This is a genomic window from Dendrosporobacter quercicolus, assembly GCF_900104455.1.
Taxonomy (GTDB): Bacteria; Bacillota; Negativicutes; order DSM-1736; family Dendrosporobacteraceae; genus Dendrosporobacter; species Dendrosporobacter quercicolus.
On the sequence record NZ_FNHB01000001.1, the window covers coordinates 24,168 to 50,262 of the forward strand.

The window sequence follows — 26,095 nt, forward strand, 5'->3', positions numbered from 1 at the left end:
AGCTGGCTGTACCCTCCCGTCATCATCATAATGGTATTGGAAGTCGCCCAGTTGTAAATAAGCCTGCAACTGGGCATGACTATTAAGGGGATAAATTGGAGCAATAATTTAAAATAATAAGCTATGAATTTAGGGTTGCGGCGACAGGATTTATTTTTTTTATCCGGAAACCAATAAATGATTATATTTTGGCATAAAGTGAGCAAAGCTGGATAAGAGCCGGATGGAGGAAACCATATGGATGCATACGAAAAAATCAATCAATTGTATGACTTGATTGAGCAGGGGACGGTAGCCGATTTACCGGGACCGTATAAAGTCGGCGTTGATCTTGGTACAGCTGATGTGGTTCTGGTGGTAACCGACAGTGATGGAAATCCGGTTGCCGGCAGCCTGCGCTGGGCGGAAGTGGTCAGGGACGGCCTGGTAGTTGATTTTCGCGGAGCCACCGAGATTGTTGAGGAATTAAAAAAAGAGGTGGAGGAAAGAATGGGCGTAACCCTGGAGCAGGGCGCGACAGCCATACCGCCCGGTACCGTGGGACGCAACGCTTTGGCCTGCAGCCATGTCATTGCAGGAGCCGGTCTGGAGCCTGTTTGCCAGGTGGACGAGCCGGTTGCCGCCGCCAAGGCTTTGAAAATCAGCCATGGTATTGTCGTGGATATTGGCGGCGGTACTACCGGCATCGCTGTCTTAAAGAACGGGGAACTGGTATTTACTGCTGACGAGCCAACCGGCGGCACCCATATATCCTTGGTGCTGGCCGGTGCTTACCGGATATCTTTTGCCGAAGCCGAGGCATTAAAGAAGGATTGTCAGAGTCATTGCAAAATTATGCCGGTCATCCTGCCAGTCATTGAAAAGATGGCCACTGTTGTAAAAGATATGCTGGCCGGCCGCAATGAGTATCATGAGTATCCGGTTTACGTGGTGGGGGGCACTGCTTATTTGACTGGTTTTGGGGCGGAGTTCAGTAAAGCCTTCGGACGTCAGGTTCATGTACCGCCACATCCGCTGCTGGTTACCCCCCTGGGTATTGCCCTATTTGGCTGATGGCGGCAATTGTTAAAAGAGTGGTAAAATAGGAAAGTCAATAAAAAAGCAATCCGGCGGGTTGCTTTTTTATTGTTGATTGCTTTGTATGCAATCAAGCTGCTAAACATATAATAAACCAGAAAGGAGTGAGTTAGATGAAATTACTTTCGGTTGGATTAACTGATACAACGGATGAAGTCCGGGCAAAATTGCAGCTTGATTGCATAAAATTAACACAGGAAGGCTTTCGGGTCGCCATTGATGAAATAAATAAAGGGCATTATACCTTTCTTGGCTGTAATGTGATTGAGGGCGAATTATCATTTCGCAACTATGAGCGGATTAAGAACCTGTTAAAAAGTTATGTTGCGGCTATTTTAGCCGAAATCATTGTAGCCCATGAAGAAAAAAAGATAATCAGACGGATTGTCGAGCATAATTATCATTATTTTAGCGAAAACGAGCGCAGTATCATTTATCATAACGCCCTGAAGTTATTGGAAGGCAGCAGCCTGCTGGAGCCGGCCTTTAATTACACGGCCAGGCGTGATTCTATCTTAGGGAAATTAGCGGACTATTTGGATACTCATCACGAGTTGGTTGTTGAGGGATTTATCAATTTCCGGCTGAAAGAGTACCGGGATAAATTAACTGATCTGGTGGATAAAGCGGTTGATGATTTTATGATGGAGGTTGAGCATCAGGAGTTTATCAGTGTGCTCCGTTATTTCGTCGATGTGCAGGAAACCAGAGTGGAAGAAGTGCATGTGGTTGTTGACAAGGGCGGAACTTACCGGGTGCTGGACTCGCACGGCAAGGCCGTGAACAGTCAATACCTGGAGAACTTTGCCGCACAAAGCAGCGGTCAGATTAACTATGAGGACTTGCTGATTACGGCGTTAATTACCATCGCTCCTTATAATATTATTCTGCACAATACCGGCGCTGCCCGGCGGAGCGATATTGTGGAAACCATCAAAAGCGTATTTGAAGGCCGGGTGATTGTATGCTCCGGGTGTGAATTATGTTTAGCAGGTATCCATATTGACAGTGTCGACAGATAACTATATAATAGATAAAAAATCATATAAGAAAAGTAATGATGAGGACATGACAACAGTTTTGCGCATCCAGAGAAAAAATGCCACAGGCTGCAAGCATTTTAAATGTAGCGGACTATTTGTTACCGCCTCTAAACTGTCTGGTTGAACTTAGTAAGCCAGGCCGGGGTTATTCCCCCGTTAGCCAAATGAAGATGGGCCATTGGCCAATCAGGGTGGAACCGCGGGTTAGAACTCTCGTCCCTTAGTCAGGGACTGGAGTTTTTTTATTTTCCGCTGACAGTGGTATCGTTGACAGCTTGGCTAGTGAATGGCAATTTGCAGGAGGGATAAATATGGAAAAGATTATCGTTACTCTGAAAGACGGCAGCAGCCGTGAAGTTGAGAAGAATACTACTCTTCAGGAGTTTGTCAAATCCCTAAGCCGCAGTTTGGCAAAAAGCGCTTTGGCGGCTAAGGTGGACGGAAAACTGGTGGATTTGCGTCTGCCGCTGGCTGCGGATGCGGCGGTGGAGTTTGTTACCTTTGAGGATGCTGAAGGCAAGGATGTTTTGCGGCATAGTGCTTCGCACGTTTTGGCCCAGGCGGTTAAACGGCTGTATCGTGATGTAAAGCTGGCGATTGGACCGGCAATTGTCAATGGCTTTTATTATGATTTTGATACTCCTAAGCCTTTCAGCAGTGAGGATTTAGCTAAGATTCAAGCCGAAATGGAGAAAATCATTCAGGAGAATCTTCCGATTGAACGGCTGGAGCTTACCCGGGACGCTGCAATTGAAAAATTTGAAGCCTTAGGCGAGGCCTATAAAGTTGAGTTAATCCGGGATTTACCGGCTGACGTTACCATTTCTTTGTATCAGCAAGGAGAATTTAGTGATTTGTGCGCCGGACCCCATGTGGTTTCAACCGGGCGGGTTAAAGCGGTCAAACTGCAAAGTCTGGCCGGCGCTTATTGGCGCGGCGATGAAAAACGGAAAATGCTGCAGCGGATTTACGGCACCGCTTTTGAAAAAAAAGCTGAACTTGACGCCTATTTAACGATGCTGGAGGAAGCGGCCAAACGCGATCATCGCAAATTAGGCCGGGAACTGGATTTGTTCAGCCTTCAGGAGGAAGGGCCAGGGTTTCCTTTTTTTCATGCCAAAGGTATGATAATCCGCAATGAACTGGAAAACTTCTGGCGCAGGCTGCATGTGAAATATGGCTATCAGGAGATCAAGACCCCGATTATTCTTACGCAGAAATTATGGCAGCAATCCGGTCACTGGGATCATTACCGCGAAAATATGTACTTTACTACCATTGATGATGAAGGCTATGCCGTTAAACCAATGAACTGTCCGGGCGGTATACTGGTTTACCGTACGCAGCACCACAGTTACCGCGATTTTCCGCTGCGGACGGCCGAGCTAGGCTTGGTGCACCGTCATGAGCTGTCCGGGGCGCTGCACGGCCTAATGCGGGTGAGGAGTTTTACGCAGGATGACGCTCATATCTTTATGCTGTCTTCACAGATCAAGTCGGAAATTAACCGGGTGATTGATTTGTTTGATACGGTGTACAGTACCTTCGGCTTAAGCTATCATGCCGAGTTAAGCACTAAACCCGAAAAGGCCATGGGGTCTGATGAAATATGGGAAACTGCGACAAACGCCCTGCAGGAAGCGTTGGAGGAGCGCGGCATGGTCTATAAAATCAACGAAGGCGACGGCGCTTTCTACGGGCCTAAAATAGATTTTCATCTCAGGGATTCTATCGGCCGTACCTGGCAGTGCGGGACCATTCAGCTGGATATGATGCTGCCGGAGAAGTTTGATCTGACCTATGTGGGCGAAGACGGTCAGAAACACCGCCCGGTCATGATACACCGGGTTGCTTACGGCAGCCTTGAACGCTTTATCGGAATCCTGATTGAGCATTATGCCGGGGCATTCCCGGTTTGGCTGGCGCCGGTGCAGGTAAAAATACTGCCGATTACTGACCGCCATATTGACTATGCCCAAAAAATAGCCGGTCAGATGTTTGACCGGGATATCCGGGTTGAAGTTGATGAGCGCAATGAAAAGATTGGCTATAAGATTCGCGAAGGACAACTGGAAAAAGTTCCGTATATTCTGGTCGTCGGCGACAAGGAAGCCGAGTCGGGCAATGTGGCGGTAAGGAAACGCGGTGAAGGAGATCTTGGGGCTAAACCGGTAGCTGCGTTTATTACTGAAGTTTTGACCCAAATTGTCGAAAAGTCTTAATCCTTGCTTGACTTTATTGGAATATGGTGCTAGTATTACATGGTAAGTCTTAATATTAAGTAGAAGCCATCCGCTTCTCACCTTTCAGCGCCTGTGCAGCTCGTAAGGTTGATAGTGACCATAGTCTGATTTTACTATTGGTGCGGGTGGCTTTTGTCACCCGCTTTTATTATTTATAGCCCCAAATTTTCAGGAGGTGAGTCTCAATTAGTAAAGAAAGTTTAAAAATCAATGAGGAAATTCGTGCAAGAGAGGTTCGTGTAACAAGTTCCACCGGTGAACAGCTAGGAATTATGCCGACCAGGGAAGCCCTGCGTCTGGCGGCCGAGCAACAATTGGACCTGGTAGAAGTGGCGCCAATGGGGAAGCCCCCGGTTTGCCGGATTATGGATTACGGGAAATTTAAATTCGAACAGCAAAAGCGCGATAAAGAGGCGAAGAAAAAGCAAAAAGTGGTAACTGTCAAAGAAGTAAAACTTCGTCCTAATATTGAAGATCACGATTTTAACGTCAAGCTGAAGAATGCTCTTAGGTTTATCGAAGATGGCGACAAGGTTAAAGTCACCATCATGTTTCGGGGCAGGGAGTTATCCCATCCTGAATTAGGTAGACAGATATTAGTTAAAATGGCCAATGAACTCAAAAATCTGGTAACAGTTGAGCGTGAGCCAAAGCTTGAAGGTAAAAATATGATAATGATCCTATCACCAAAGCCGCATAACTAAAGGAGGAACAAACAATGCCGAAAATGAAAACCCGTAAAAGTGCTGCAAAACGTTTTAAAGCAACCGGTACCGGCGAATTCAAACGGGCCAAAGCGTTTAAAAAGCATATTCTTGAAAAAAAATCACCTGCCCGCAAACGCAACCTGCGTAAGGCCGCTCTTGTCAGCAAGTCTGATCATGAGCGTGTAGCAAGAATGCTTCCTTACGCCTAAGAAACCACACATATTAATGAGGAGGTAACGAACATGCCAAGAGTTAAAAAAGGCGTGACTGCACATAGACGTCATAAAAAGATTTTAAAACTAGCCAAAGGGTATCGGGGTGCAAGGAGCAAGCAGTTTAAAAAAGCCAATGAAACTGTGATGAAGGCTCTGTACTATGCCCGCAGTGACCGGCGCGCCAAAAAAGGCGATTTTCGAAAATTATGGATTGCCCGGATTAATGCCGCAGCCCGTATTAACGGTATTTCTTACAGTCAATTGATTAATGGCCTGAAGAAAGCCGGCGTAGAAGTTAACCGGAAGATGCTGGCTGATCTTGCTGTCAACGACAGTGCGGCTTTCGGCCAATTGGTCGCCACCGCAAAAGAGCAACTGCAATAAATTACTTAAGGTACTGATTAAGGATTTCGGCTGATAGCCGGAATCCTTTTGTAGTTTATTCAGACCAGCGGGGAAATAATGTGAAAATTTGGTCAATATTTGCAGGGTTTTTTTTACAGTTTTAGAATATTATATAACAAACGGATTAAACTATGAAGAATAAAAACTTAACCCGAAGGAGGAGTTTCTCTTGGCCTTGGTAACCCTGCGAGAAGTACTTCAGGATGCCCGCAAGCGGAAATATGCAGTTGGCGGTTTTAATGTATTTAACTTTGAGACTCTAGGCGCTGTTGTCGAAGTTGCGGAAGAACTGAAAACTCCCCTGGTTGTTGGAATTCCTGAGCGTTTGTTTAAGTTTGTTGACGTTGATACCTTAAGTGCTGCAATGGTCCGGGTAGCAAAAAGAGCTCATGTTCCAATCGCTCTCCACTTAGATCATGGCTATACCCGGGACGGAATTATGAAAGCCATACACTGGGGCTTTACCTCTGTGATGTTTGACGGGTCCAGCCTGTCATTTGCGGACAATCTAAACCGAACAAAAGAAATTTGTCGAATAGCCCATTCTCTTGGCGTATCAGTCGAAGGAGAATTGGGCTATATTGGTAGTTGCAGCAATATTGAAGCGATCAGTGACGAACATCTGGTGACGGCCGATGCGGCTGCTGAATTTGTTGACAGAACCGAGGTTGATGCGCTGGCAGTCGCTATCGGCAATCATCACGGCGCTTACCGCGGGAGGACCATGCTGAATTTTTCACGGTTGAACGAACTAAGCAGTACCATTGACATCCCGCTGGTTATGCACGGCGGCGCTAAACTGGCTGCGGCTGACTACCGCAATTCGATCAGTTCGGGCATTTCCAAGGTCAATATTGCCACAGACATGTCCTTGACGGCGGCTGAAAAATTAAAATCCGAGCTAAGCAAAAAGGCTACCTCAAATTATATACATCTCATGTCCGTTGTTAAGAAAGGCGTCAAAGATTCGGCGCGCAGTTATATGCTGAATTTTGACTGCATTTTAAAGGCTGCGGCAATGTAACCATTTGGTTACGCTAACAGATATTTAGAACAGGAATAAATTTGCAAGGATTTTTCCTGCCTGCGAGACGAAGGAGCCGTGCCAAGCGGATCTGTAAGGTGCGGGCAACGAAGCAGGAGGGAAAAGACTGCTAAGTTGCCCTTGCTTTTAGGAACAGACGTACTTGATGCTGTATAGAACGTAAACAAGCCCGGCTTTTACCTTACGGCTAAATGCTGGGCTTGTGTTTGTTGCATCAGGTATAATTATTATTCTTTCAACCATCTGATGATCACGGTATTGCCGGTTACCCACCCTGATGTTCCGGGGCCATAGTATGTAAGACCGATTTGATTTGTAAAGAAATCGTTTGTGGTTGAGTTAACGTTTAGATCACTAAGTGCAATTTGGACAAGATCAATTCTATATAAACCGCTGTAAGTGGTTGACTCAATGGTATAGGGTAATTTTTTATTTTCACCTTCGACGATCAAATATGGATAGTTAAGGCCGGTTGATTGTATTTTAAGCTGTAGATAAGAAGTACTCGCCGGATAGGCCGGATAATATTCAACTGTTGTGTTTCGTGGTACTCTTGCGCCTGACAAATCAGGCATAGCCGTATCAAATTCATGAGTATCCATTCCATCTGTTCTTACCGCGATGATCGATGCACTGGCGGCTGACGATGTACTGGGGATAATTGTTAAACAAAATAAAGCTACCAGCAAAACTACTAAGTAAAAATTTTTTATCGTCATTTTACGCCTCCGTTATATGAATTACAAATGTTCCCTTTTTAGTGAATTATACTATTATGATGTGATTTTTACCATAAGCTAAATATGTAAAATTGTGTGGCGTCATTATTTTAGTAATGATTTCGGTGTCGATCGCAGAATACCGGGCCAGGCGCTGGATACCATTAACCGCTTGCGCAGGGCTGAGACAGTATCACTCAATTAACCTGAATAATATTAGACAGAGGGAGCATCTGCCTTTATAATAATGCATGTACTTTATTTTACTGGAGTGGAAATTTTGGAACAAAAGTCTGAAGCGGCTAATTTACTGGATGTTACCCGCTGGAAACTGACGCCATATCAAGTTCTTAGCCTGAGCTTTGCCGGCTTAATCCTGGCAGGCGCATTTCTGCTCATGATGCCGCTGGCCTCGGCTACCGGTCAAAGCCTGAGTTTTGTCGATGCTTTATTTACATCAACTTCAGCGGTGTGCGTGACCGGTCTGTCAATTGTTGATACGGGTGCTTATTTCTCACGCTTTGGTCAAATTGTGTTGATTTTGTTAATTCAGGCCGGCGGACTGGGCATTATGACCATGGCGACCCTGATGGCTTTATTAATGCGTAAAAAAATTCAATTGCGGGAACGCCTGGTTATGCAGGAGGCGCTCAATCAACTGACTTTTGCCGGGATCGTCAGGCTGACCAAGTATGTGATACAGGTTACGCTGGCGATTGAATTTACCGGCGGTACCATTCTGGCGGTCCGATGGTATCCGGAGTATGGTTTAGAGGGCATTTATTTTGGTTACTGGCATGCCATTTCCTCTTTCTGTAACGCCGGCTTTGACTTGTTCGGCGGATATCAGGGGCTGACCGGTCATGTTGAGGATGTTACCGTCAATCTGTCTGTCAGTGTAATGGTTATTCTGGGCGGGATTGGTTTTGCAGTGCTGGCCGATTTATGGGAGAATAAAAAGTTTGCTGCGTGTTCACTGCATACCAAAGTAGTATTGGCGACCTCCGGATTTTTGATTGCTTTTGGAGCAATCGTTGTATTTTTGCTGGAATACGATAATCCTAATACCCTGGGAGCGTTATCGCTCAAAGGCAAGCTGCTTGGCAGTTATTTTCAGGCTGTTACGCCGCGCAGTGCGGGCTATCATACTTTGAATATTGCCGATTTGCAGAGAGCGACGCAGTTTTTTTTGATTATTTTGATGTTTATAGGCGCTTCACCGGCTTCGACGGGCGGCGGCGTTAAGACGACTACGTTTGCCGTGCTAAGCGCAGCTATTTGGGCCTTGATCAGAGGGAAGAATGATGCTGAGCTGTTTCAACGCCGGATTTCCCAAAATATTATCTATAAGTCCTTTGCCGTAGTGTTTATTGCCGCCGCCCTGGTTATTTTTGTCACGATGATGCTCAGCGTCAGTGAAGATCTGCCTTTTCTGGCTATTCTGTTTGAAGTGGTATCGGCTTTTGGCACGGTTGGTTTAAGTATGGGCATTACCGCTTCATTAAGTGACTGGGGCAAGGTGTTGATCGCAATCACCATGTTTGCCGGCAGGGTGGGGCCGGTCACCCTGGCGCTGGCATTGGCGCTGCGAACGAAAAAGTCGCCTGTTCAGTATCCGGAGGGCAAGATAACAATAGGCTAGTGGAAAATAAGGAAGTTGAGATAGGTGAACAGCAGGAGGGGGAACTTTTGAAAAAGAAGCAGTTTGCGGTGATTGGCCTGGGCCGCTTTGGCATCAGCATGGCAGATACTCTGCATAAAATGGGTTATGATGTGCTGGCAATTGATAAGGATGAGCAACGGGTGCAGGAAGTGAGCGACAGCGTCACTCATGTGGTACAAGCCGACACCACTGATGAGGATGCGTTGCTGGCTTTAGGCATCAGAAATTTTGATGTGGTGGTAGTATCCATTGGCGAGGACATTCAGGCCAATGTTTTAACTACTTTGCAGCTTAAGGAACTGGGAGTCCGGCATATTGTCGCGAAAGCCCGCAATCCGCTGCACGGTAAAATGCTGCATAAATTAGGTGCAGACCGGGTGGTATATCCGGAACGCGATATGGCCCAGCGGGTGGCCCATAACCTAGTGTCAACCAACGTATTGGATTATATTGAGCTTTCACCGCAATTTAGTATTGCGGAAATCAATGCACCCAAAAGGCTAATTAATCAGAGCTTAATTGAAGCTGATCTTCGCGGAACATATGGTATTAACGTAGTGGCAATCAAACGGGGCGAGTCAGTTATTGTGACGCCGCTGCCTGACGAAAAAATACATGAAAATGATATCCTCGTGGTCGTTGGCGGCAACGAGGGGGTTCAGCGGTTGGAGGAACTGGAGTGACAGGGATGATAACCAGCTTACAAAATAGTACGGTTAAATTGGCCGCTTCATTGAAACAACGCAAGCATCGCGAGGCAACAGGCTTATTTATGGCCGAAGGAGTGCGGCTGGTAGAAGAAGCCATTGGCTCGAACTGGCGGATTGAGTCTTGTTTATATACGGAGCAGGCTTTGGCCAATCAGCGGGTGCAGGCCATCATCAATACCCTGTCGGCCAGAGACTGCCGCTTGCTTGCGGTATCCGGGGCGGTTTATGCCAAAATTTCCGATACCGAGCAGCCGCAGGGGATCATGACATTAATCCGCAGGAACAGCCAAGCTTTGTCGTCGGTGCTGGACACTGATCAGGCGCTGCTGGTAATTTTGGATGGTCTGCAGGATCCCGGCAATCTTGGCGCAGTTATTCGAACTGCGGATGCGGCCGGAGCGACTGCCGTCATCCTTACGAAAGGGTGTACTGACCTTTACGCCGGCAAGGCGGTGCGGTCCACTATGGGCTCGCTGTTTCATATCCCGCTCGTGGAAGGTGTGATTTATGAAGACTTAATCCACTTACTGCAAGAACAGGACATCGCTCTGCTGGCAACTTCCTTAGCTTCTGCCCGGAATTATTTAGCAGCCGATTACAAACAGCCGGTGGCTATTGTGTTCGGCAATGAGGGCCAGGGGGTAAATCCGGTACTATTAGATAAGGCTGAGGAGCGTATTTACATACCGATTCTAGGCCGGGCGGAATCATTAAATGTTGCGGCTGCGGCTGCAGTTATTCTGTATGAAGCCGTCCGGCAGCGGTGTTAGCTTTCCTTGTGCTTTCCAACTGAATGTGTTATAATTGCTCTAGCAATGATCCCTAAATTTCCAAGAATAAGCTGGAGGGATGTGGTCATATGGTGACCGCCGAATTCTTTTGGAGAGTATTTGAAGCCACTGGTTCTATTGCTGCATACTTATTGTATAAAAGGTTAATGTTACAATAGTGTTATTTGCGATGACGGAGAGAGTATGTTACGATTTGTTTTCACAGGGAAGATGTCGTCTAGATTGAGAGCGATTCTGAAAACAGCTGACAGAAGTTCACTCCTGAGTTTTCTGCTGAAGAGTTGACTTGCGTAGGCCGGACGTTATTCCGCGTTAAGGAACAGTGAGTATCAATCAGGGTGGTACCGCGAAAGCATGCTTTCGCCCCTTTCGGGGTGAAAGTTTTTTTATATCCAATTCATTAGGAGGTATGTATGGAACAGCAATTACATGACCTGAGACGACAGGCGGCAACAGAGCTGGCGGCAGCGCAAAATGTTGATAAACTGAATGAATTAAGGGTTAAATATTTAGGAAAAAAAGGAAGTTTGACGGCCGTATTGCGGGGATTAGGCGCACTGGCTCCGGAGGAACGGCCGCGGGTTGGACAAATTGTCAACGAAGTCAGAACTGAGCTGGAGCTGCTGGTTGAAGCCAAAAGCAATGAATTGAAGCAAGCTCAGCTTGCTTTGCGGCTGGCCTCAGAGAAGATTGACGTAACGCTGCCCGGACGAAAAGGCGGCGGCGGGCATAAGCATCCTTTGACTGCCACGCTTGAGCAAATTAAATCCATTTTTATGCGTCTGGGCTTTGCCATCGCGGACGGACCGGAAATCGAAACCGATTATTATAATTTCGAAGCGCTGAATTTGCCCAAAGACCATCCGGCCCGTGATATGCAGGATTCGTTTTTTATTACCGAGGAACTGGTGCTGCGTACCCATACTTCGCCGGTGCAGGTGAGGACAATGCAGCGTAGTGAGCCTAACCAGCCAATTAGAGTGATCGCCCCGGGCAAGGTTTACCGCCGGGATTATGATGCCACGCATTCGCCAATGTTTCATCAGGTGGAAGGCCTGGTTGTCGATAAGGGAATTAGCTTGGCTGATCTTAAAGGGACGCTGGAATTATTCATTCATGAAATGTTCGGCAGCAAGGTCGGAGTCCGCTTCAGGCCAAGCTTTTTTCCGTTTACTGAACCCAGTGCGGAAGTCGATATTTCCTGCGTAATGTGCAGCAGTAAAGGCTGCCGGGTTTGCAAGGGTACAGGCTGGCTGGAAATACTCGGCTCCGGGATGGTTCATCCCCGGGTGCTGGAAATGAGTAAGTACGATCCTGAACAGGTGAGCGGTTTTGCGTTTGGGATGGGCGTGGAGCGGATTGCCATGCTGATTTATGGCATTGATGATCTACGGCTGTTTTATGACAATGATTTGCGGTTTTTGCGTCAGTTTTAAATTGAAATGATCAGGGGGGATGACTATGCGGGCATCTGTAAAATGGCTTAAAGATTATGTTGATTTCACCCAGCAGCCTGAAGAGCTTGGGGAAATGCTGACAATGGCCGGCGTGCCGGTAGAAGGTATTGCCTATTTAGGTAAGGACATTGACATGGTTGTTACAGGCAAGCTTGTTAAAATAGAGAAACATCCTAATGCGGATAAATTACAGATCTGTAAGGTGGATGTGGGCGCTGAGGTTTTAACCATTGTTACCGGGGCTTCCAATGTTGCAGAGGGCCAGATTGTGCCGGTGGCGCTGGCAGGCGCGCAGCTGCCCAGCGGTCTGAAGATTAAGGAGAGTAAATTGCGCGGCGTTATGTCCAGTGGGATGTTATGCTCGGCGACTGAATTAAACCTTGATCCCAAGATGTTGTCGGCTGAAGAAAAATCCGGAATTCTCATCCTGGATCATGCGACTGCCGTGGGCCGGGATATTAAACAAGTGCTGGGCCTGGATGATGTTGTATTGGAATTTGAACTGACGGCCAATCGCGCCGACTGTTTCAGTGTACTGGGACTGGCCCGGGAAATTGCAGTGTTAACCGGCGGCCAGTTGAAAAAACCGATGCTTAGTCTTAAGGAAACGGGCGATGAAAAAACGGCCGGACTTGTGCGGGTGGAAATCAAAGATCCTGATTTATGTTCGCGTTTTGCCGGCAGGGTACTGAGAAATGTCAAGGTAGGTCCGTCGCCGGAATGGCTTAAACAGCGAATTCAGGCGGCGGGAATGCGTTCAATTAACAATGTTGTGGATGTAACCAACTTTGTCATGCTGGAATTAGGACAGCCTATGCATGCCTATGATTATCATTTATTGGCCCGTCACACCATCGTTGTGCGCAAAGCGCAGCCGGGTGAACGAATGACTACTTTAGACGGAGTGAAGCGGGAATTGTCGCCCGATATGCTAGTCATTGCCGATGCTGTGCAGGCTGTTGGCATTGCCGGTGTAATGGGCGGGCTGGCCACTGAGGTTACCGCCAATACGCAGACGGTTCTGTTAGAAGCGGCGGCCTTTAATAATGTCAGCATCAGGCGAACCGCAAAGGCGCTGGGCCTGCGGTCGGAAGCCTCCGGCCGTTTTGAGCGGGGGGTGGATACGGCCAATGTTATCCGGGCGCTTGACCGGGCAGCCGGCTTATTGGAAGAAATGGGGGCCTGCCAGGTATGCCAGGGCATTGTGGATGTATATCCTGATTTTTGTCTGCCGCGTCAGGTTACCTTCACTCCTGCCCAAATTAACCGGCATTTAGGCACGAACGTGCCGGCTGCGACTATGGCTGACATTTTGCGCCGGCTGGAGTTTGAAGTGGAAACGACTAAGGAGAAATTTACGGCGACTGTACCTACCTGGCGTGCTGATGTGAGCTGCCCGGCCGATATTGCCGAAGAAGTAGCCCGTATTTACGGGTTTAACCATATTCCGTCCACTACGCCCGGCGGCAATATGATGAGCGGCGGGCAAAGCTACGAACAGACCATCGGCGATAAAATAAAAACCATTTTGGCCGGCGCCGGACTTGATGAGATTATTTCGTTTAGCTTTACTCATCCGGCTGTTTTTGATCAGCTTAATCTGCCTGCAGACAGCAGTCTGCGTACGGCTGTGCCAATCTTAAATCCGATTACCGACGATTTTCCCCTGCTGCGGACAACCTTAACCGGGGGCGTTTTAGAAACGGTTGCCCGCAATCTAGCCCGAAAAAACGAGGATATCAAAATTTATGAGCTTGGACCGGTTTATCTGCCGCGTAAGCTGCCGCTGACCGAACTGCCGGATGAACCGCAGATGTTATGCGGCGCTTTGTCTGGCAGGCGTAATGAATTGGCCTGGAATAACGGCCGGGATAACGTCGATTTTTATGATGTCAAAGGCGTGGCCGAGACACTGCTCCAGGGACTGGGAATCAAAGCGGCGCAGGTTGCCGCAGGCGAGCATTATGCTCTGCATCCCGGCAAAACTGCTGTTTTCAGCATTCAGGATGATGTATTAGGCAGTATTGGTGAAGTACACCCGGCGGTTGCGGCCGCGTTTAATTTAAAACGTAAGGTATTTCTGTTTGAATTTAATGCCGGGCTGCTGGCTAAACATGCCGTATTGCTCAACCAATATGAGGTTTTGCCCAAATATCCCGCAATGGCCCGTGATTTAGCCCTTGTTTTAGCGGAAGACATCACGGCAAAGCAGGTAGATACAGCCATTAAAAGCAGCGCCGGGGCTTTGTTGACCAATGTCCGCCTGTTTGACGTTTATACCGGAGAGCAAGTTCCGGCCGGGATGAAGAGTTTGGCATTTTCGTTAACCTTCCAGTCCCAGGAGCGTACGCTGACTGATGCGGAAGTTGATGCGCATTATCAAAATATCGTGGCCCATCTGGAAAAAACACTGCAGGCTAAACTGCGCAGTTAACCACCCCAAGTCCTGGGCAGCGCATCTACAAACTTCCTGTGGGCCCAACAATAGCATCGAATGATCGACGCTATCTTGTCATAGTGAGAAAGAGTAAGATCCTGTATATAAAAGACTGTGTTTTTCCGGGCGGAAAAGTGCAGTCTTTTTTTATCTCTTGCTATTTTGCACTTCTCGCATTTCGGTTGACTTATTTGTAAATTGTCGAATTATGATGAAATTGAGAGTGAAAAGGGTAAATTTATAAAAATTGTAAAAATGCGGGACTTAAGACTGGTAAAAACAGGAGAAAAGTTCTATGATTTTTGGTGAGAAAAGAAACGATATTCAATATATACCTTACAAGGAACTGGTTGTAAGCAATCCGAAACTCTCTTACAATGCCGGGGAAGAACAATAGGCGATCATTCGATAAAAACCGGCGGTCTTTACGTAGCAATTGGAACTTCGAAAACTTTTTTTAAAGAAGGTGGTGGAAAAGCGGGATTGATACGAATGGGCTTTAAAAAGAATCCGGCGTTTTTCTTCTTTTGGTTGTTCGCACTGTTCATTTCTTTTTGGAGTGCCTTCCACAGTGTTACGGCGGCGGAGGCGGTAAAAAAGCACGAAATTGTTTTTCTTCTCGATGTCAGCTATTCCATGAATACGACGGACGCGGAAAAACTTGCGCCGGATTGTCTGGAAGAAATTCTATATACGCTGCCGTCAAATTATATGGTAGGTCTTGTTACCTATGGCAGCGATGTGCAGGCAGTAAAACCGGTGGATGCCGGGCGTGAGCAAGTGAGTGCTGCATTGCGTCAGGTGAACTATAGCGGCTATACGAACGCCGGGGCGGGACTGGAAAGGGCATTGGGCCTATTTCAGGATAGTACGGCGGATAAAACGGTGATATTGCTGTCCGACGGCGAAATCATGCTGGATAATCCGGCCGCGACGCAAGTCTCCGGGGAGCAGTTCAACCGGGCGATGCAGGCGGCGGCTCAGCGCGGCATCCGCGTTTTGCCTGTTGTGATCGGCGATCCGGGCAATGTGCCGCAGGCCAATATTTACACTGTTGCCAACCGGCAGGGCATGGTGTTTCAGGTTGACGACGCCGCGCAGTTAAGTGGCGTCGCCAAAAAGATTCTATATGAGGTATTCGGCATTGCCAAAATAGCCGTCAGCAGCGGCGATCTGCAAACCGATACGCTGAATGTGCGCTTGCCGCTTGCGCACAGCGACTCCATCAATGAAGCGAAAATTCTCCTCACTTCAACCGGGCCGTTAGGCAATATCGGCGCCGGCTACACCGCCCACAGCGGTGAGGTCTTAAACGGCAAACGCTTTGCCGCCGTCCTGCTGCGGCGGCCGCAAAGCGAGGCGGTTGAAATCCGTTTTGGAGCCGTGGGAGACCGTTATATACAGGCCAACCTGATTTTGGATATGATGACGGCGTCGGTTCAGGCGGAAGTGAAGTATACAGGCCCTGGACAGCCGGGAAAAAAGCTGGCCGAGGTGCGGTTGATTCCCGTCAGCACTGCCAATCCCGGACTGCAGCTTTTGCAGGACCCTTATTTTGAAGGCAAACCGGTTCAGGTGACGGCGGACGGCCAGGAGATTGCGGCAATGGTGGAAAAAGGAGCGGTCCGTTTTTTACTGCCGGCCGACAGCGCCCGCAGCGTGGCGGTGAAAGTACGCTACGAAGATCTTGGCATCAACCTTATCGCGCCGGATAAGACCTATGTTGAGATCACACAGCCGGCAGGATATGGGAAGATGCTTGCGGTCATTGCGGCCCTTGTCATGGCAATCGCCGCGTTGGTCTGGTGGAGAAGGCGAACCCCGGAACCGGCAGCTCCGCCGCCGCCCGCAAGCTGCTACGAATATGCCGGCAAACTTAAAATCTATGTCACTAAGACGCCGGACGACAGCGATGTCGCCCCAATGGAATACAATTTATACCGTCACTTCCGGAAGGAAGAAATCAGTCTGGGGGCGATTCTGGAAAACTGCGGCCTCCCCTTTTTCCTGGCCGGCGCATATAAAATCCTTTTCAGTCCAGGCGCAAACAAAGCGCTGGTGCTTACGAACAAGTCGGACTGTACGGTTTTGAAAAACCGGGATCTGTTGGTGAAGGATCACAGCTGTCTCGTCTATTTACACGAAAGAATTCATATTACCTTTGAGGACGAGCGCAGCGAGCTGATTTTAGAATACAAAAATGTCAAGCCGTCTGAACGGCACTAATGCAAAGGAGTGACAGAATTGGCCATTATTACGCAAACAAACCGGACTCTGCTGTTAGAAGAGATCAATCCCGAGAAGCTTGACCTGCTTACCATGGTGGGTGACGTAAAAGGAATGGACAGCCTTAACGATGAGAAGATCAAAGAGATCAACGAGCATCTTCAGGTCAGAAGCTTTGACGAATTTCTGGAAAAATTTGATCCTGTCGTTTATTCCTTCTACAACGCCAGCAATCAGCGCGTCATGTACACGCTGAAAAAACCGGAAAACATCCCGGACGAACTGTTGACGGAAATCCATCTCAACATGCACAACGATTTTCTCAAGATGCTGCTGACGCTGGTGGAAACCAAGCGTTCCCAGGGGCTCTTAAATGTCGATTTTAAATTTGAAAAGCTCACCAATTTGATTTCACCGGCCAAGGTCATGGAAGACATCCGTCAGCTCAGAAAGGAAATGCGCTACCTTTATTCCGAGTACGCGCTTTTGGAGGAAGGCGACCCGAAAAAACTTGATGTGGGCGATAAGCTGAACGTTATGTTTGAAGAAGCCAGCATGAACTACAATAACGTCATGGCCATGCTGCCGCTGGCAATCGAAGACATCAAGACGCGGCTGCTGCTGGGGGCGGGCGGTGACGGCAAGAACGACACGCCGCTTACCCTGGGCGTTCTGTCGATGGGCGAAGAGGGGGAATTGAAAATTCTCGAAGCGCCCAAGCCGGAAACCAAGGCTCTGGCCACGCTGGACGACCAGATCAACCGTGGTCTGATCACAGCGATTGAGGAGGATTACGAAGCGCTGAATGCCGATAGTCCCAGCGTCTACGTCAAAGCGCTTGTTGCCCGGACGTTCTGCCCGCTGCCGTCCACGATGGTATCGACCGTCGATACCGAAAAAGAAATTGTCAATTACAACTCCTATCTGGAATTTTATAAAACAGCCAAAGACGATTTTATCAAAACCGTCAAACCGTTGATTGAAAAGGTGCTGGGCGTCCGGCTGTTTTTCGAACAATATCCGGCTAAGCTCAAAGGCATGCGACCGTCGCTGCTCATCACCAACGCCGGCAACGAGATGCTGGTTAAATCCTCTAATATCCCGCGCCTGATCACCTTCCTCAACACGGTCAATGCCAAGAACGATTTCAACAATACGGTCTGGTACGCGATCTTTCCGTCCGTTTCGCTTGATCAAAACTCCAAGATGAAGCTGTCACGCGAACGGTTCAAAGGCAATAAAATTGTTGAAAACCCCAATGTCAACAGCGTCGAATCGCTGGCCCGCATTCTTGATGTGATGAAAGACTACCGGGTGCAATGCTTCTTCAGCTACGAGACCGGCGATAAGACAACCTTTAATTACATGGCCACGGAAGGGATTGAAAAATTCGTTGAGCGTTGCGCCAGCCTGACCGGCAAACCCTACAGCGAATTTGGCATTCCCTGCATTCCAAACTTCACTATTGTGCCAAAGGACAAATCCGGGGTTATCCTCGACAAAAAAATGGTTTTAAACGACGCCAACATGGCGGAGCTGTCCAACGCCAAGGAAGACATTATGAAGCTGTGGATCGACGGCGTCTATATTGGCGCGGCGTTCGTTGCGGCCGGTCTGTGCGCGGCCACGCAATGCCCGGAATACCTGAAAAAAATCTTTAAGCGCAACGTTGATACCGAACTGCCCGGCGTGCGCTTCGACCTGGAGGCAGGCGATCACCCGCTGCGGGTGCGGACTTCGCTGGCCAAAGAAATCACCGGCTTTACCAATAGCATTAAGGATGACATTAACCGCAAAAATTTCGGCTTTGTCTTCTCTTCGGAAAACGCCGCCTTTAACGGGCTGAACATTACGGACATCATGGTCTATAAGGCGCGCAACCTTCTTTATGACACCGAGCTTGGCGTGTATGAGCCCATCTACAAGACGCAGGTCACGACCTATATCGAACGCGTGCTGCGTCACGCGACCGGCGACTTCAAGCAGGACAACATCATCAAGTTCTTCTCCAACAATCCGCAGAGCCAGAAAAGCCTGTGGGCCGGCAAACGCGATCAGGTCAACTCCATCATCAGCGAGGGAGACGACATCAGCTATGTTATTGACGAGGCCAACGGCATCTGCACGCTGGATATCACTTTCAACGGCAATGTCAAGAACCTCGAAATCGAGATCAACCGCCTGACGTCGGCGGGCCGAAGCGCGTAAACACCCCATTATGCCGGCGCGAGTGTTACATACGCATTTGGTATATAGATTTGCGCCGGTAATTTAATCCATAATATTACACAAAAGTGGAGGAGTTTACTATGGGTTTTAGTCTAACGATAGAAGGGCAGGAGACATTGAACTATGATGGCAAAATCATTGATGGTGTGCAGGCATCACTATCAACACCCAGAGATTCCCGGGCAAAATCTACCGATGCTGCTATGACGCTTGTTATTTCAGGAAAACTTCATGCTGACCGTGGTGGTGCGAACAGTCCAACAGTCGAGTTGTTTAAATGGGCTCAAGTTCCGGCTGAGAAAAAAGAAGCATATCGCAAGGTAACCGTACAAATCGAGGGTGTGTCAAATACAAAGTTTCGTACCATTATACTAGATAAAGCATTTGTAATAGATTATAACGAAATATATAACAGTCAGGCGGGTGTGGGGATTTTTACTGTTGTGATACGCCAAAAAGTAGATGTTATTGACGCTGTAACAGTGGAAAGCGATCTGAGCCTATAGTATTCAATCTCACAATCGCGCTTGCTAATTACAATAATTATTTCGGGCAATATAAGAGCTTCAAATTGCTGTTAAAGTCTACTATACCTCGTTTGACCGTGCTGTATGAAAGGATAATTATAAAAATGGCACAGAGATTTATGTATTTAAATCAGGGAATGTTGACTTGCTATGATGAAGGTGGAAAACAAGTATTAAAAATATAAAGCAACTACTGGCAAAGTCGGTTCTAAAGATAAGTACATACATAAATTTGGCGGTGTAAAAAATTTTTTAGGTGGATACAAAGCTGAAATTTTTAATGAGGAAAATTAGTTGTGAGAAAAAATACAATGGTGATAATTGGAAGCTTAATCGTTTTTTTTATAGTGGCATTTGCAATATGGCGAGGCTTTCCGCCGTTTCAGTTACATACCGATAAGTTTCCTGGTTTACTGCATGAAGCGGCAGTACAATCACAAGACATTGCTGTAAAAATATATAAATCTGAACGTAAGCTGTTTTTGTATGCGAATGGAGAAGTTATCGGTATTTTTAAAATCGCTTTGGGTTTTGCTCCAGTTAATGATAAAGAGAGTGAGGGCGATGGAAAAACTCCGGAGGGTAAATTTGTTATCTGTTATATTAATAAGCAAACGCCGTATGTATATTTTTATGGTCTTAATTATCCTAATGCCGAAGATGCTGAACGTGGGCTAAAACAAGAGTTGATTTCGCAAGAAGAATATAAACAGATTGCGATGGCTGCTAAATCAGGCAACATCCCTTTATGGAAGACACCGTTAGGTGGTGAAGTGGGGATTCACGGCGGTGGAACTTGGTGGGACTGGACACAGGGATGTATTGCCGTTAGTGATGCCGATATACTCACGCTTAAAGAGTATTTAAAAATTGGAACGCCTGTGGAAATATTTCCTTAGTTGCGAAAAAACTTGAGCCAGATTGCCTGGCAGAGTTTTTATATAAAAATGAAATGGAGGAATTCGTATGGGTTTCAGGTTAAAGGTAACTGGCGGACCGGAGGAGATTGCATTTGACGAAAGAGCGATCCTCAGGGCGGAGTTTTTCTCCGACTCGCCAAACGACTCCAATGCTAGAGCGACCGATGTGGCGCTCAGCATCAAGGTGTGGGGTAAAATGCTCTACTCTCTCGGGGGGAAAGAAAATGACGCCACGCTGAATGCGGCGAAATGGTCGCAGGTACCAAGCGAAAAGGCGGACTGCTACAGAAGCGCTCAACTGGATATTGTCGCCGCCAGCCAGATGGTGCGGCAGTACACGCTGCCGGACGCCTTCGTGATGGAGTACACGGAAGATCTTGACGATGAAACCGGCGTCGGCACCTTCTATCTTCACCTGAAGCAGAAAAAAGACCAGAATGCCGCAGTCAAGCTCGACGGAGGCTTTGGGGCGGAATAAGCGAAAGCGGCGGAGGATAACCCAAAGCTTTGCCGTCGTCAACGACGCGCCGCGGGGCGTATCTGGCCGCCCTCAAACTATTTTCATCTCAACATGGTTCATGACTATCATATGGCGGAACGGAATGACCAAGATCCCAAAGCCTTTCATGAGATTATATGGGGAAAATTAGGCTTTGATTCCTGAAGGAAGCAGGAACCCAAAATTACTGTAAATAACTGAGAGTTAAGTTTAAGGAGGCTGAACTATTATGGCGTTTAGAATTAAAATCGAGGGACAGGAACCGTTCGACATTCCGCCGGAATGCACCAAAAGCGTAAGATTCACGACGGAAATTCCGCTCGACTCCAATGCGCGCACCAAGGACGTAGGCACCGGCCTGGTCATCACCGGCAAGATTCTTGCCGCCACCGACGGCGATCCGGATGACAGCACACGCAAAATGGCCTTGTGGTCGGTCGTACCGGCGGAGAAGGCCGACTGCTACCGCAAGGTCACCATTGAATTGACCGCGGCAGGCGTAATTGAGCGGAAATACCACTTTCCCAACGCGTTTGTTGTCGATTATCAGGAAAAATACGGCGATGTGGACGGCACAGGCACCTTTACGCTGGCGCTCCGGCAGAAGAAGGACAAATTCGCCAATGCTACCGTAGAAGGCGGATACCCTGCCTAGTACAAGTGAAAAGGCGTGTCCCGGCCGGACACGCCTTTTCTAAAACCGACTGACGAAAGCGAAGTGACAGAATGGATTTGAATCCTTATGCAATACTGGGAGTGTCAAAGGACGCCGGTGAAGAGGAAATCAAGAAGGCGTACCGGAAGCTTGCCAAAAAATACCATCCGGACGTCAACCGGAACAATCCGGCGGCGGAGCAAAAATTCAAAGAAGCCGGCGAGGCCTACCGGATACTAAGCGATAAACAGGCGCGCCGGTCCTGCGATGCAGCCGCACAGCAAACGGCGGCTGCCCAAAGGACCCGGCGGCAGTCTGCCGGAGAGCCGGCCGGCAGTGCCTTTGACATTGCCAATATGGCACAGGGAATGCAAAGTAATTTTGAACGTTACTTCGGTTTCGATCCGCGGACAGGCAAAGTGACGCGCGAGGAAAAGCTCAACGTCCCAAAAAAGAAAAATCCGCTTGACACGACAGCCGTGTTCGAAAGCTTTTTTTCCGATTTTAAAAAGTGAGGAGGTGTGGCAATGGATAAGAAAAAAAACATCGATCTGGCCATCGCGGTCCTGAGCGGTCTGATCGCCCTAATTGCCCTGGGCGGGACGGAGGACACGCCCGGCGGTTTGTATATTTCCATTTTCGCCGGCAGCATCTTTATCGCCTTTCTGGCCTTATACCTGAAGGCCGCCGCCCAAGAGCGACCCGTCCGGGAAAATACACCGCTGACAGGAGGCGGCGCCATCACAGAGCTGGTACTCCTCAATGAAGAAGAGAAACCCATTGCTGCCTGGGATATATTCGATAAGACGGCTCTGGTCATCGGCAAGGACATCAGGGAAAACCATGTGGATATCAACCTGAATGAAAGCGTCTACGCTTCGATGATCGACATTGAGCACGCGGTTGTAAACTACGCCGGCAGCCACTGGTATATCGAAGATCTGGGCTCAAAAAACGGGATCGTGCTGCAAAAAAAAGCCGACGGACGGAAATACAAGCTCGCCGCCGATCAGCCGTGCAAGCTGGAGCAGGGGGATGTCATCATCGTCGGCCTGACCAAACTGCTGGCAAGATAAAGCAATCATGATAAAACATCAGAGAAAGAAGGAATCGTATGAGCAATTTAATCCGCTGCCAAAACGGGCATATGTTTAGTTCCCGGCGCTACGGAACGGTCTGCCCGTACTGCAATATCGAGACGGCGACCAAAGAAAAAAAAGAAACCGGCCAAACCGATGTAGATGTGGAAGAACTGCTGTTTTTAGAGGACGTGCAGCCTGTCTGCGGCTGGATCGTTTGTATTTCAGGGCCGCGCCAGGGCAAGGACTACAAGATCAAAACAGGCAAAAACTTTATCGGCCGCGCCGACGATATGGACATTCAGATTCTTGGCGACAACAAAATTTCGCGCCGCAATCACGGCATTATTGTTTTCGATCCCAAGAAAAAAGAAATGGTGCTTCTGCCGGGCGAATCAAACGGCATTGTCTATCATCAGGGCGATGCCGTCTATATGCCGAAAGTATTAAATACTTATGACATCATTGAGCTGGGCGACAGCAAATTTCTCTTTATTCCGTTCTGCGGCGAGCAATTTAACTGGGAAGATGTAAAGAAAGATCCACAAAGCGCCGCCGCGGGAGCAAAAGCATGATTCCTCCTGTACCGGCCGCCCTGATTCTCGTACTGTCCGTTGCTGCGGCTGTCCTGGTCGCCAGGCGGATGACACTTACGCCTGGCCGCGATATCCGGGTTGGCCGGTGCATGACCATTGGCGACCGCGAAGTACAGGAAGACAATTACGGCGTTCTGGAAAATGATGCGGGAACCCTGCTGGTGCTGGCCGACGGCATGGGCAGGAAATACGGCGGCAGGATCGCCGGGCGCATTGCCATAGAGACGTTTTTGGACTTATTTAAAGAATACAAGGCGTTTGAAAAGCCGCAGTATTATTTCCGCAAAGCTTTTCATGCGGCCAATCGCGCCATCTTGAACAAGGTGGAGGACGGCCGCGGCTCGGCCAGTGTCGCCGCGGCGCTCATTGCAGACCATACCCTCTATTATGCGCTGGCCGGCAATATCAAAATCGCCGTCTATCACGGCGGCGACCTCGTGCCGGTCAGTGAAGGCCATACCGTGGACGTGCTGGCGCGGCAGAAATACCTGCAGGGGAGCCTGGCGAAGGAAAGCGCGATCGCGCTTTTGGACCGGCGGCGCCTGTATAACTTCGTCGGCCACGAAGGCTTTAAAGACATTGAATTTTTCAGTCAGCCTCTGCCGCTGCGCACCGGGGATGCCGTTGTTCTTTGCAGCGATGGCGTCTTTGAGACGCTGCGCTGGCGCGAGATCGAGCAGGAATTGGCACAGGGCCGGGACGCGCAGCAGCAGGCGCTCCGGATCATCGAACGCGTCAACCGCAGCAAACTGCCCAACAAAGACAACGCCAGCATCGTCATTTATAGATGTTAGCAGCGTCCAATGTCCAAACGGGAGGATTTCATGAAAAAGCTGAACAGTGAATTTAAAACGGCGTTTATATCGGAAGCCGGGGCGGCGCTCACCAACAACGATTATTTTGCTTTTGTCGAACTCGACAACTATGCCTGCTATGTCATCGCCGACGGTATTACCGATCTGGCGCAGTCCGAAAGCGCCCAAAAAGCGGTTGAGAGCATCATCCTGCACTTTCAGCAGCAGCCGTCACTGACCCGGCGGACGCTTAGCGCCTGCCTGCAGAACGCCAACCGCGATCTAGTAGAGATCAGCGGCCGCGAAATGCTCAAGGCCTCTATAACCATGATTGTCACCGACTATGAAGCCATGCGCTTTGCCAGCGCCGGCAATACGCGCTTTCGCCTGTATCGCGACGGCAGGCTCAATACCAAATCACAGGATATGTCCCTGAGCCAGGAGCTTGTTGAACAAGACGAAATCACGCCCAACGTGCTGTCAAGGCACGAAGAGCGGCATAACCTCTATAGCTATCTCGGCCAGGAACAAGAATTCCGCCCGTATATATCCGGCAAGCTGAAGCTGATCAATGGCGACATCGCCGTGTTGTACACGCGCGGCATCTGGGAAAACCTCGATGAGGCCGATCTGGACGATATCTTTGCCGAGACGTCCGACGATCCCCGGGAGCCGCTTGACAACATGGAAGACATGCTGCTGTCGAAGCAGCCGCCGGACCTGGACAACTACACGATCGCGGCCATCTTTATCAACAAGATTTTCACCGACCCGAACCGTGAACGCCGCCGTAAACGAAGGATCAAGATTGCGGTTATTGTCCTTATTGTGCTCCTGATTATTGGTATTATCGTCTATATTCTGTACAGCCGGCACCAAGACAAAGCGGCTGAAATGAATTTAAGGACAGACAGCACGATTGCCTGCATCCAGGACAACAACTACATCCGCGCCCGGGAAGAGGCGACAAAGGCTCTGAAGCAGGCGGAAAGCCTCAAGGACAAGGAAAAAGTCCGGCAGCTTAACGCCTATCTGCGGCTGATCGAAAGCGTGATTGCCGCCGACGACGCTTACCAGAATCAGAATTTCGATGATGCCTATCAAGGCTACCAAACGGCGCTGGAGCGGTCCCGTTACGCCGATAAACTTGGTGAGGCGTACATCAGCCGCCGGCTTGGCGGCACTGAAGATCATCTGACCGTAGCCGACTTTATTCAAATGGGCGATAAGGCCATGGAGCAAGGCGAGCTTGCTCAAGCGGAAGTCTACTATCTGCGGGCCAAAGCTTTTGCCGCCCAAATTCACGCCGCCAGCAGCAAAGTTCAGGCACAGGCCGCGCTCGACAAACTGTACGAAGCCAAGGAAAAACAAAAAAACGAACAGGAAAAGAAGGACCAGCAAAGATTGTCCGGCGATATCAGCGATCTGATCACCCAGGGCGACACGCTTTCCCAATTCGGCGATTTTGAACTGGCCGAACAAAAATATCTGGCCGCGCGCTCACTGGCGGCGGCGCACTATGATGCCGACGGCAAAAAAGAAGCGCTGGCGGCGCTTGACAAGCTCGATCAGGCCAGAGGCCAAGCGGCGGCAGCCGCGCAGAAAGAAGCGGAACAATACGCGGCTGATTACACGGCGGCGGCCGCGCTTGCCGGTCAGGGCGACGCCGCGTTCGCCAATGCCGACTATACCGGGGCGGCGGCCGGCTACAACGCGGCGCTGGCCCGGTACACCGCGCTGAGTGATGCGGCGCAGAGCGCCATCCTCAGCGCAAAACTGCAAAATGTGGCCGTCAGGCAGCAGGAGCTTGACCGGCAAAGTGCGAACGCTGCCGCGGTGACGGCCCGGGCCGGCGAGTTCTACGCACAGAAAGAATACACGGCTGCCAAGCAAACCTATCTGAAAGCCCGGCAGCTCTATCTGGCGCTGGGCAATCAGGCCAAAGCGGACGAAATCGGGACGATCCTTGACCGGATCGACGCCGATGCCGCGATTATGGCGGCGCTGCCGCAGTAACTTTATAGCTTAGCTTACGATCTGCCATCACAGGGAGGATAT

General features: G+C 49.0%; 25 protein-coding genes and 1 other annotated feature. Of the genes, 24 read left to right on the top strand and 1 reads right to left on the bottom strand.

Annotated elements, in window-relative coordinates; all coding sequences use genetic code 11:
• Window positions 1-237: 237 nt before the first annotated feature.
• The 7 genes from eutJ (at window position 238) to BLR06_RS00150 (ending at window position 6,714) form a co-directional block, all read left to right on the top strand.
• On the top strand, window positions 238-1,053 hold the full coding sequence (gene eutJ, locus BLR06_RS00120) for an ethanolamine utilization protein EutJ (RefSeq protein ID WP_092067080.1): 816 nt from the start codon (window positions 238-240) through the stop codon (window positions 1,051-1,053).
• A 137-nt stretch (window positions 1,054-1,190) separates the two neighbouring features.
• Window positions 1,191-2,099 carry a putative sporulation protein YtxC gene (ytxC, locus tag BLR06_RS00125; RefSeq protein WP_092067082.1) on the top strand — a complete coding sequence of 303 codons (909 nt, stop codon included), beginning with the start codon at window positions 1,191-1,193 and terminating at the stop codon, window positions 2,097-2,099.
• 332 nt (window positions 2,100-2,431) lie between these two features.
• Complete coding sequence (gene thrS, locus BLR06_RS00130) at window positions 2,432-4,342, top strand: threonine--tRNA ligase (RefSeq protein WP_092067084.1); 1,911 nt, start codon at window positions 2,432-2,434, stop codon at window positions 4,340-4,342.
• A 51-nt stretch (window positions 4,343-4,393) separates the two neighbouring features.
• Window positions 4,394-4,520, top strand: a sequence feature (ribosomal protein L20 leader region).
• A 28-nt stretch (window positions 4,521-4,548) separates the two neighbouring features.
• Window positions 4,549-5,067: a translation initiation factor IF-3 gene (infC, locus tag BLR06_RS00135; RefSeq protein WP_092067086.1), complete on the top strand. Its 519-nt coding sequence runs from the start codon at window positions 4,549-4,551 to the stop codon at window positions 5,065-5,067.
• A gap of 14 nt (window positions 5,068-5,081) precedes the next feature.
• The gene (gene rpmI / locus BLR06_RS00140) at window positions 5,082-5,279 is read left to right on the top strand and encodes a 50S ribosomal protein L35 (RefSeq protein ID WP_092067088.1); all 198 of its coding nucleotides are present in this window, start codon (window positions 5,082-5,084) and stop codon (window positions 5,277-5,279) included.
• Between the two features lie 33 nt (window positions 5,280-5,312).
• Window positions 5,313-5,669 (top strand): 50S ribosomal protein L20, encoded by a 357-nt coding sequence (gene rplT / locus BLR06_RS00145; protein ID WP_092067090.1) that lies wholly within the window; start codon window positions 5,313-5,315, stop codon window positions 5,667-5,669.
• Window positions 5,670-5,859: 190 nt separating this feature from the next.
• The gene (locus BLR06_RS00150) at window positions 5,860-6,714 is read left to right on the top strand and encodes a class II fructose-bisphosphate aldolase (RefSeq protein ID WP_092067092.1); all 855 of its coding nucleotides are present in this window, start codon (window positions 5,860-5,862) and stop codon (window positions 6,712-6,714) included.
• 248 nt (window positions 6,715-6,962) lie between these two features.
• On the opposite strand, the gene BLR06_RS00155 is transcribed toward BLR06_RS00150, so the two are convergent.
• Window positions 6,963-7,454, bottom strand: coding sequence for a hypothetical protein (locus BLR06_RS00155; RefSeq protein WP_092067095.1), 492 nt, complete (start codon window positions 7,452-7,454; stop codon window positions 6,963-6,965).
• Between the two features lie 280 nt (window positions 7,455-7,734).
• Here BLR06_RS00155 and BLR06_RS00160 point away from each other — a divergent pair, with 280 nt between their 5' ends.
• The 17 genes from BLR06_RS00160 to BLR06_RS00240 all read left to right on the top strand — a co-directional run bounded on the left by BLR06_RS00160 (window position 7,735) and on the right by BLR06_RS00240 (window position 26,053).
• The gene (locus tag BLR06_RS00160) at window positions 7,735-9,096 is read left to right on the top strand and encodes a TrkH family potassium uptake protein (RefSeq protein WP_422699896.1); all 1,362 of its coding nucleotides are present in this window, start codon (window positions 7,735-7,737) and stop codon (window positions 9,094-9,096) included.
• Window positions 9,097-9,143: 47 nt separating this feature from the next.
• Entirely contained in the window at window positions 9,144-9,800 is a 657-nt protein-coding gene (locus BLR06_RS00165; protein WP_092069691.1) for a potassium channel family protein, read from the top strand.
• Window positions 9,801-9,805: 5 nt separating this feature from the next.
• Entirely contained in the window at window positions 9,806-10,597 is a 792-nt protein-coding gene (locus tag BLR06_RS00170; RefSeq protein ID WP_218039622.1) for a TrmH family RNA methyltransferase, read from the top strand.
• Window positions 10,598-10,686: 89 nt separating this feature from the next.
• Window positions 10,687-10,776, top strand: coding sequence for a YqzL family protein (locus tag BLR06_RS20305; protein WP_092067101.1), 90 nt, complete (start codon window positions 10,687-10,689; stop codon window positions 10,774-10,776).
• A gap of 255 nt (window positions 10,777-11,031) precedes the next feature.
• Entirely contained in the window at window positions 11,032-12,054 is a 1,023-nt protein-coding gene (pheS, locus tag BLR06_RS00180) for a phenylalanine--tRNA ligase subunit alpha (protein ID WP_092067103.1), read from the top strand.
• Between the two features lie 25 nt (window positions 12,055-12,079).
• Entirely contained in the window at window positions 12,080-14,509 is a 2,430-nt protein-coding gene (gene pheT, locus BLR06_RS00185; RefSeq protein ID WP_092067105.1) for a phenylalanine--tRNA ligase subunit beta, read from the top strand.
• 495 nt (window positions 14,510-15,004) lie between these two features.
• Complete coding sequence (locus BLR06_RS00190; RefSeq protein WP_245697967.1) at window positions 15,005-16,738, top strand: vWA domain-containing protein; 1,734 nt, start codon at window positions 15,005-15,007, stop codon at window positions 16,736-16,738.
• A 9-nt stretch (window positions 16,739-16,747) separates the two neighbouring features.
• Window positions 16,748-18,946 (top strand): transcriptional regulator, encoded by a 2,199-nt coding sequence (locus BLR06_RS00195; RefSeq protein ID WP_245697968.1) that lies wholly within the window; start codon window positions 16,748-16,750, stop codon window positions 18,944-18,946.
• A gap of 101 nt (window positions 18,947-19,047) precedes the next feature.
• On the top strand, window positions 19,048-19,473 hold the full coding sequence (locus tag BLR06_RS00200; protein WP_092067111.1) for a hypothetical protein: 426 nt from the start codon (window positions 19,048-19,050) through the stop codon (window positions 19,471-19,473).
• A 317-nt stretch (window positions 19,474-19,790) separates the two neighbouring features.
• Window positions 19,791-20,393, top strand: coding sequence for a L,D-transpeptidase family protein (locus BLR06_RS00205; RefSeq protein ID WP_092067113.1), 603 nt, complete (start codon window positions 19,791-19,793; stop codon window positions 20,391-20,393).
• 67 nt (window positions 20,394-20,460) lie between these two features.
• The gene (locus BLR06_RS00210; protein ID WP_092067115.1) at window positions 20,461-20,892 is read left to right on the top strand and encodes a hypothetical protein; all 432 of its coding nucleotides are present in this window, start codon (window positions 20,461-20,463) and stop codon (window positions 20,890-20,892) included.
• A 250-nt stretch (window positions 20,893-21,142) separates the two neighbouring features.
• Window positions 21,143-21,568 carry a membrane-associated protease 1 gene (locus BLR06_RS00215; protein WP_092067117.1) on the top strand — a complete coding sequence of 142 codons (426 nt, stop codon included), beginning with the start codon at window positions 21,143-21,145 and terminating at the stop codon, window positions 21,566-21,568.
• Window positions 21,569-21,639: 71 nt separating this feature from the next.
• On the top strand, window positions 21,640-22,083 hold the full coding sequence (locus tag BLR06_RS20150) for a J domain-containing protein (RefSeq protein WP_092067119.1): 444 nt from the start codon (window positions 21,640-21,642) through the stop codon (window positions 22,081-22,083).
• A gap of 12 nt (window positions 22,084-22,095) precedes the next feature.
• Window positions 22,096-22,644, top strand: coding sequence for an FHA domain-containing protein (locus tag BLR06_RS00225; RefSeq protein ID WP_092067121.1), 549 nt, complete (start codon window positions 22,096-22,098; stop codon window positions 22,642-22,644).
• Window positions 22,645-22,682: 38 nt separating this feature from the next.
• Window positions 22,683-23,222 (top strand): FHA domain-containing protein, encoded by a 540-nt coding sequence (locus BLR06_RS00230; RefSeq protein ID WP_092067123.1) that lies wholly within the window; start codon window positions 22,683-22,685, stop codon window positions 23,220-23,222.
• On the top strand, window positions 23,219-24,037 hold the full coding sequence (locus BLR06_RS00235; protein WP_218039620.1) for a PP2C family protein-serine/threonine phosphatase: 819 nt from the start codon (window positions 23,219-23,221) through the stop codon (window positions 24,035-24,037). Before BLR06_RS00230 ends, BLR06_RS00235 begins: the two co-directional genes overlap by 4 nt.
• A gap of 9 nt (window positions 24,038-24,046) precedes the next feature.
• The gene (locus BLR06_RS00240; RefSeq protein ID WP_245697969.1) at window positions 24,047-26,053 is read left to right on the top strand and encodes a PP2C family protein-serine/threonine phosphatase; all 2,007 of its coding nucleotides are present in this window, start codon (window positions 24,047-24,049) and stop codon (window positions 26,051-26,053) included.
• Window positions 26,054-26,095: the final 42 nt, after the last annotated feature.

Bases quoted from the DNA above. Each gene is read 5' to 3' on its own strand.
- eutJ (WP_092067080.1), top strand. From the start codon at position 238: ATGGATGCATACGAAAAAATCAATCAATTGTATGACTTGATTGAGCAG.
- ytxC (WP_092067082.1), top strand. From the start codon at position 1,191: ATGAAATTACTTTCGGTTGGATTAACTGATACAACGGATGAAGTCCGG.
- thrS (WP_092067084.1), top strand. From the start codon at position 2,432: ATGGAAAAGATTATCGTTACTCTGAAAGACGGCAGCAGCCGTGAAGTT.
- rpmI (WP_092067088.1), top strand. From the start codon at position 5,082: ATGCCGAAAATGAAAACCCGTAAAAGTGCTGCAAAACGTTTTAAAGCA.
- rplT (WP_092067090.1), top strand. From the start codon at position 5,313: ATGCCAAGAGTTAAAAAAGGCGTGACTGCACATAGACGTCATAAAAAG.
- BLR06_RS00155 (WP_092067095.1), bottom strand. From the start codon at position 7,454: ATGACGATAAAAAATTTTTACTTAGTAGTTTTGCTGGTAGCTTTATTT.
- BLR06_RS00170 (WP_218039622.1), top strand. From the start codon at position 9,806: ATGATAACCAGCTTACAAAATAGTACGGTTAAATTGGCCGCTTCATTG.
- BLR06_RS20305 (WP_092067101.1), top strand. From the start codon at position 10,687: ATGGTGACCGCCGAATTCTTTTGGAGAGTATTTGAAGCCACTGGTTCT.
- pheS (WP_092067103.1), top strand. From the start codon at position 11,032: ATGGAACAGCAATTACATGACCTGAGACGACAGGCGGCAACAGAGCTG.
- pheT (WP_092067105.1), top strand. From the start codon at position 12,080: ATGCGGGCATCTGTAAAATGGCTTAAAGATTATGTTGATTTCACCCAG.
- BLR06_RS00190 (WP_245697967.1), top strand. From the start codon at position 15,005: ATGGGCTTTAAAAAGAATCCGGCGTTTTTCTTCTTTTGGTTGTTCGCA.
- BLR06_RS00200 (WP_092067111.1), top strand. From the start codon at position 19,048: ATGGGTTTTAGTCTAACGATAGAAGGGCAGGAGACATTGAACTATGAT.
- BLR06_RS00210 (WP_092067115.1), top strand. From the start codon at position 20,461: ATGGGTTTCAGGTTAAAGGTAACTGGCGGACCGGAGGAGATTGCATTT.
- BLR06_RS00215 (WP_092067117.1), top strand. From the start codon at position 21,143: ATGGCGTTTAGAATTAAAATCGAGGGACAGGAACCGTTCGACATTCCG.
- BLR06_RS20150 (WP_092067119.1), top strand. From the start codon at position 21,640: ATGGATTTGAATCCTTATGCAATACTGGGAGTGTCAAAGGACGCCGGT.
- BLR06_RS00225 (WP_092067121.1), top strand. From the start codon at position 22,096: ATGGATAAGAAAAAAAACATCGATCTGGCCATCGCGGTCCTGAGCGGT.
- BLR06_RS00230 (WP_092067123.1), top strand. From the start codon at position 22,683: ATGAGCAATTTAATCCGCTGCCAAAACGGGCATATGTTTAGTTCCCGG.
- BLR06_RS00235 (WP_218039620.1), top strand. From the start codon at position 23,219: ATGATTCCTCCTGTACCGGCCGCCCTGATTCTCGTACTGTCCGTTGCT.
- BLR06_RS00240 (WP_245697969.1), top strand. From the start codon at position 24,047: ATGTCCAAACGGGAGGATTTCATGAAAAAGCTGAACAGTGAATTTAAA.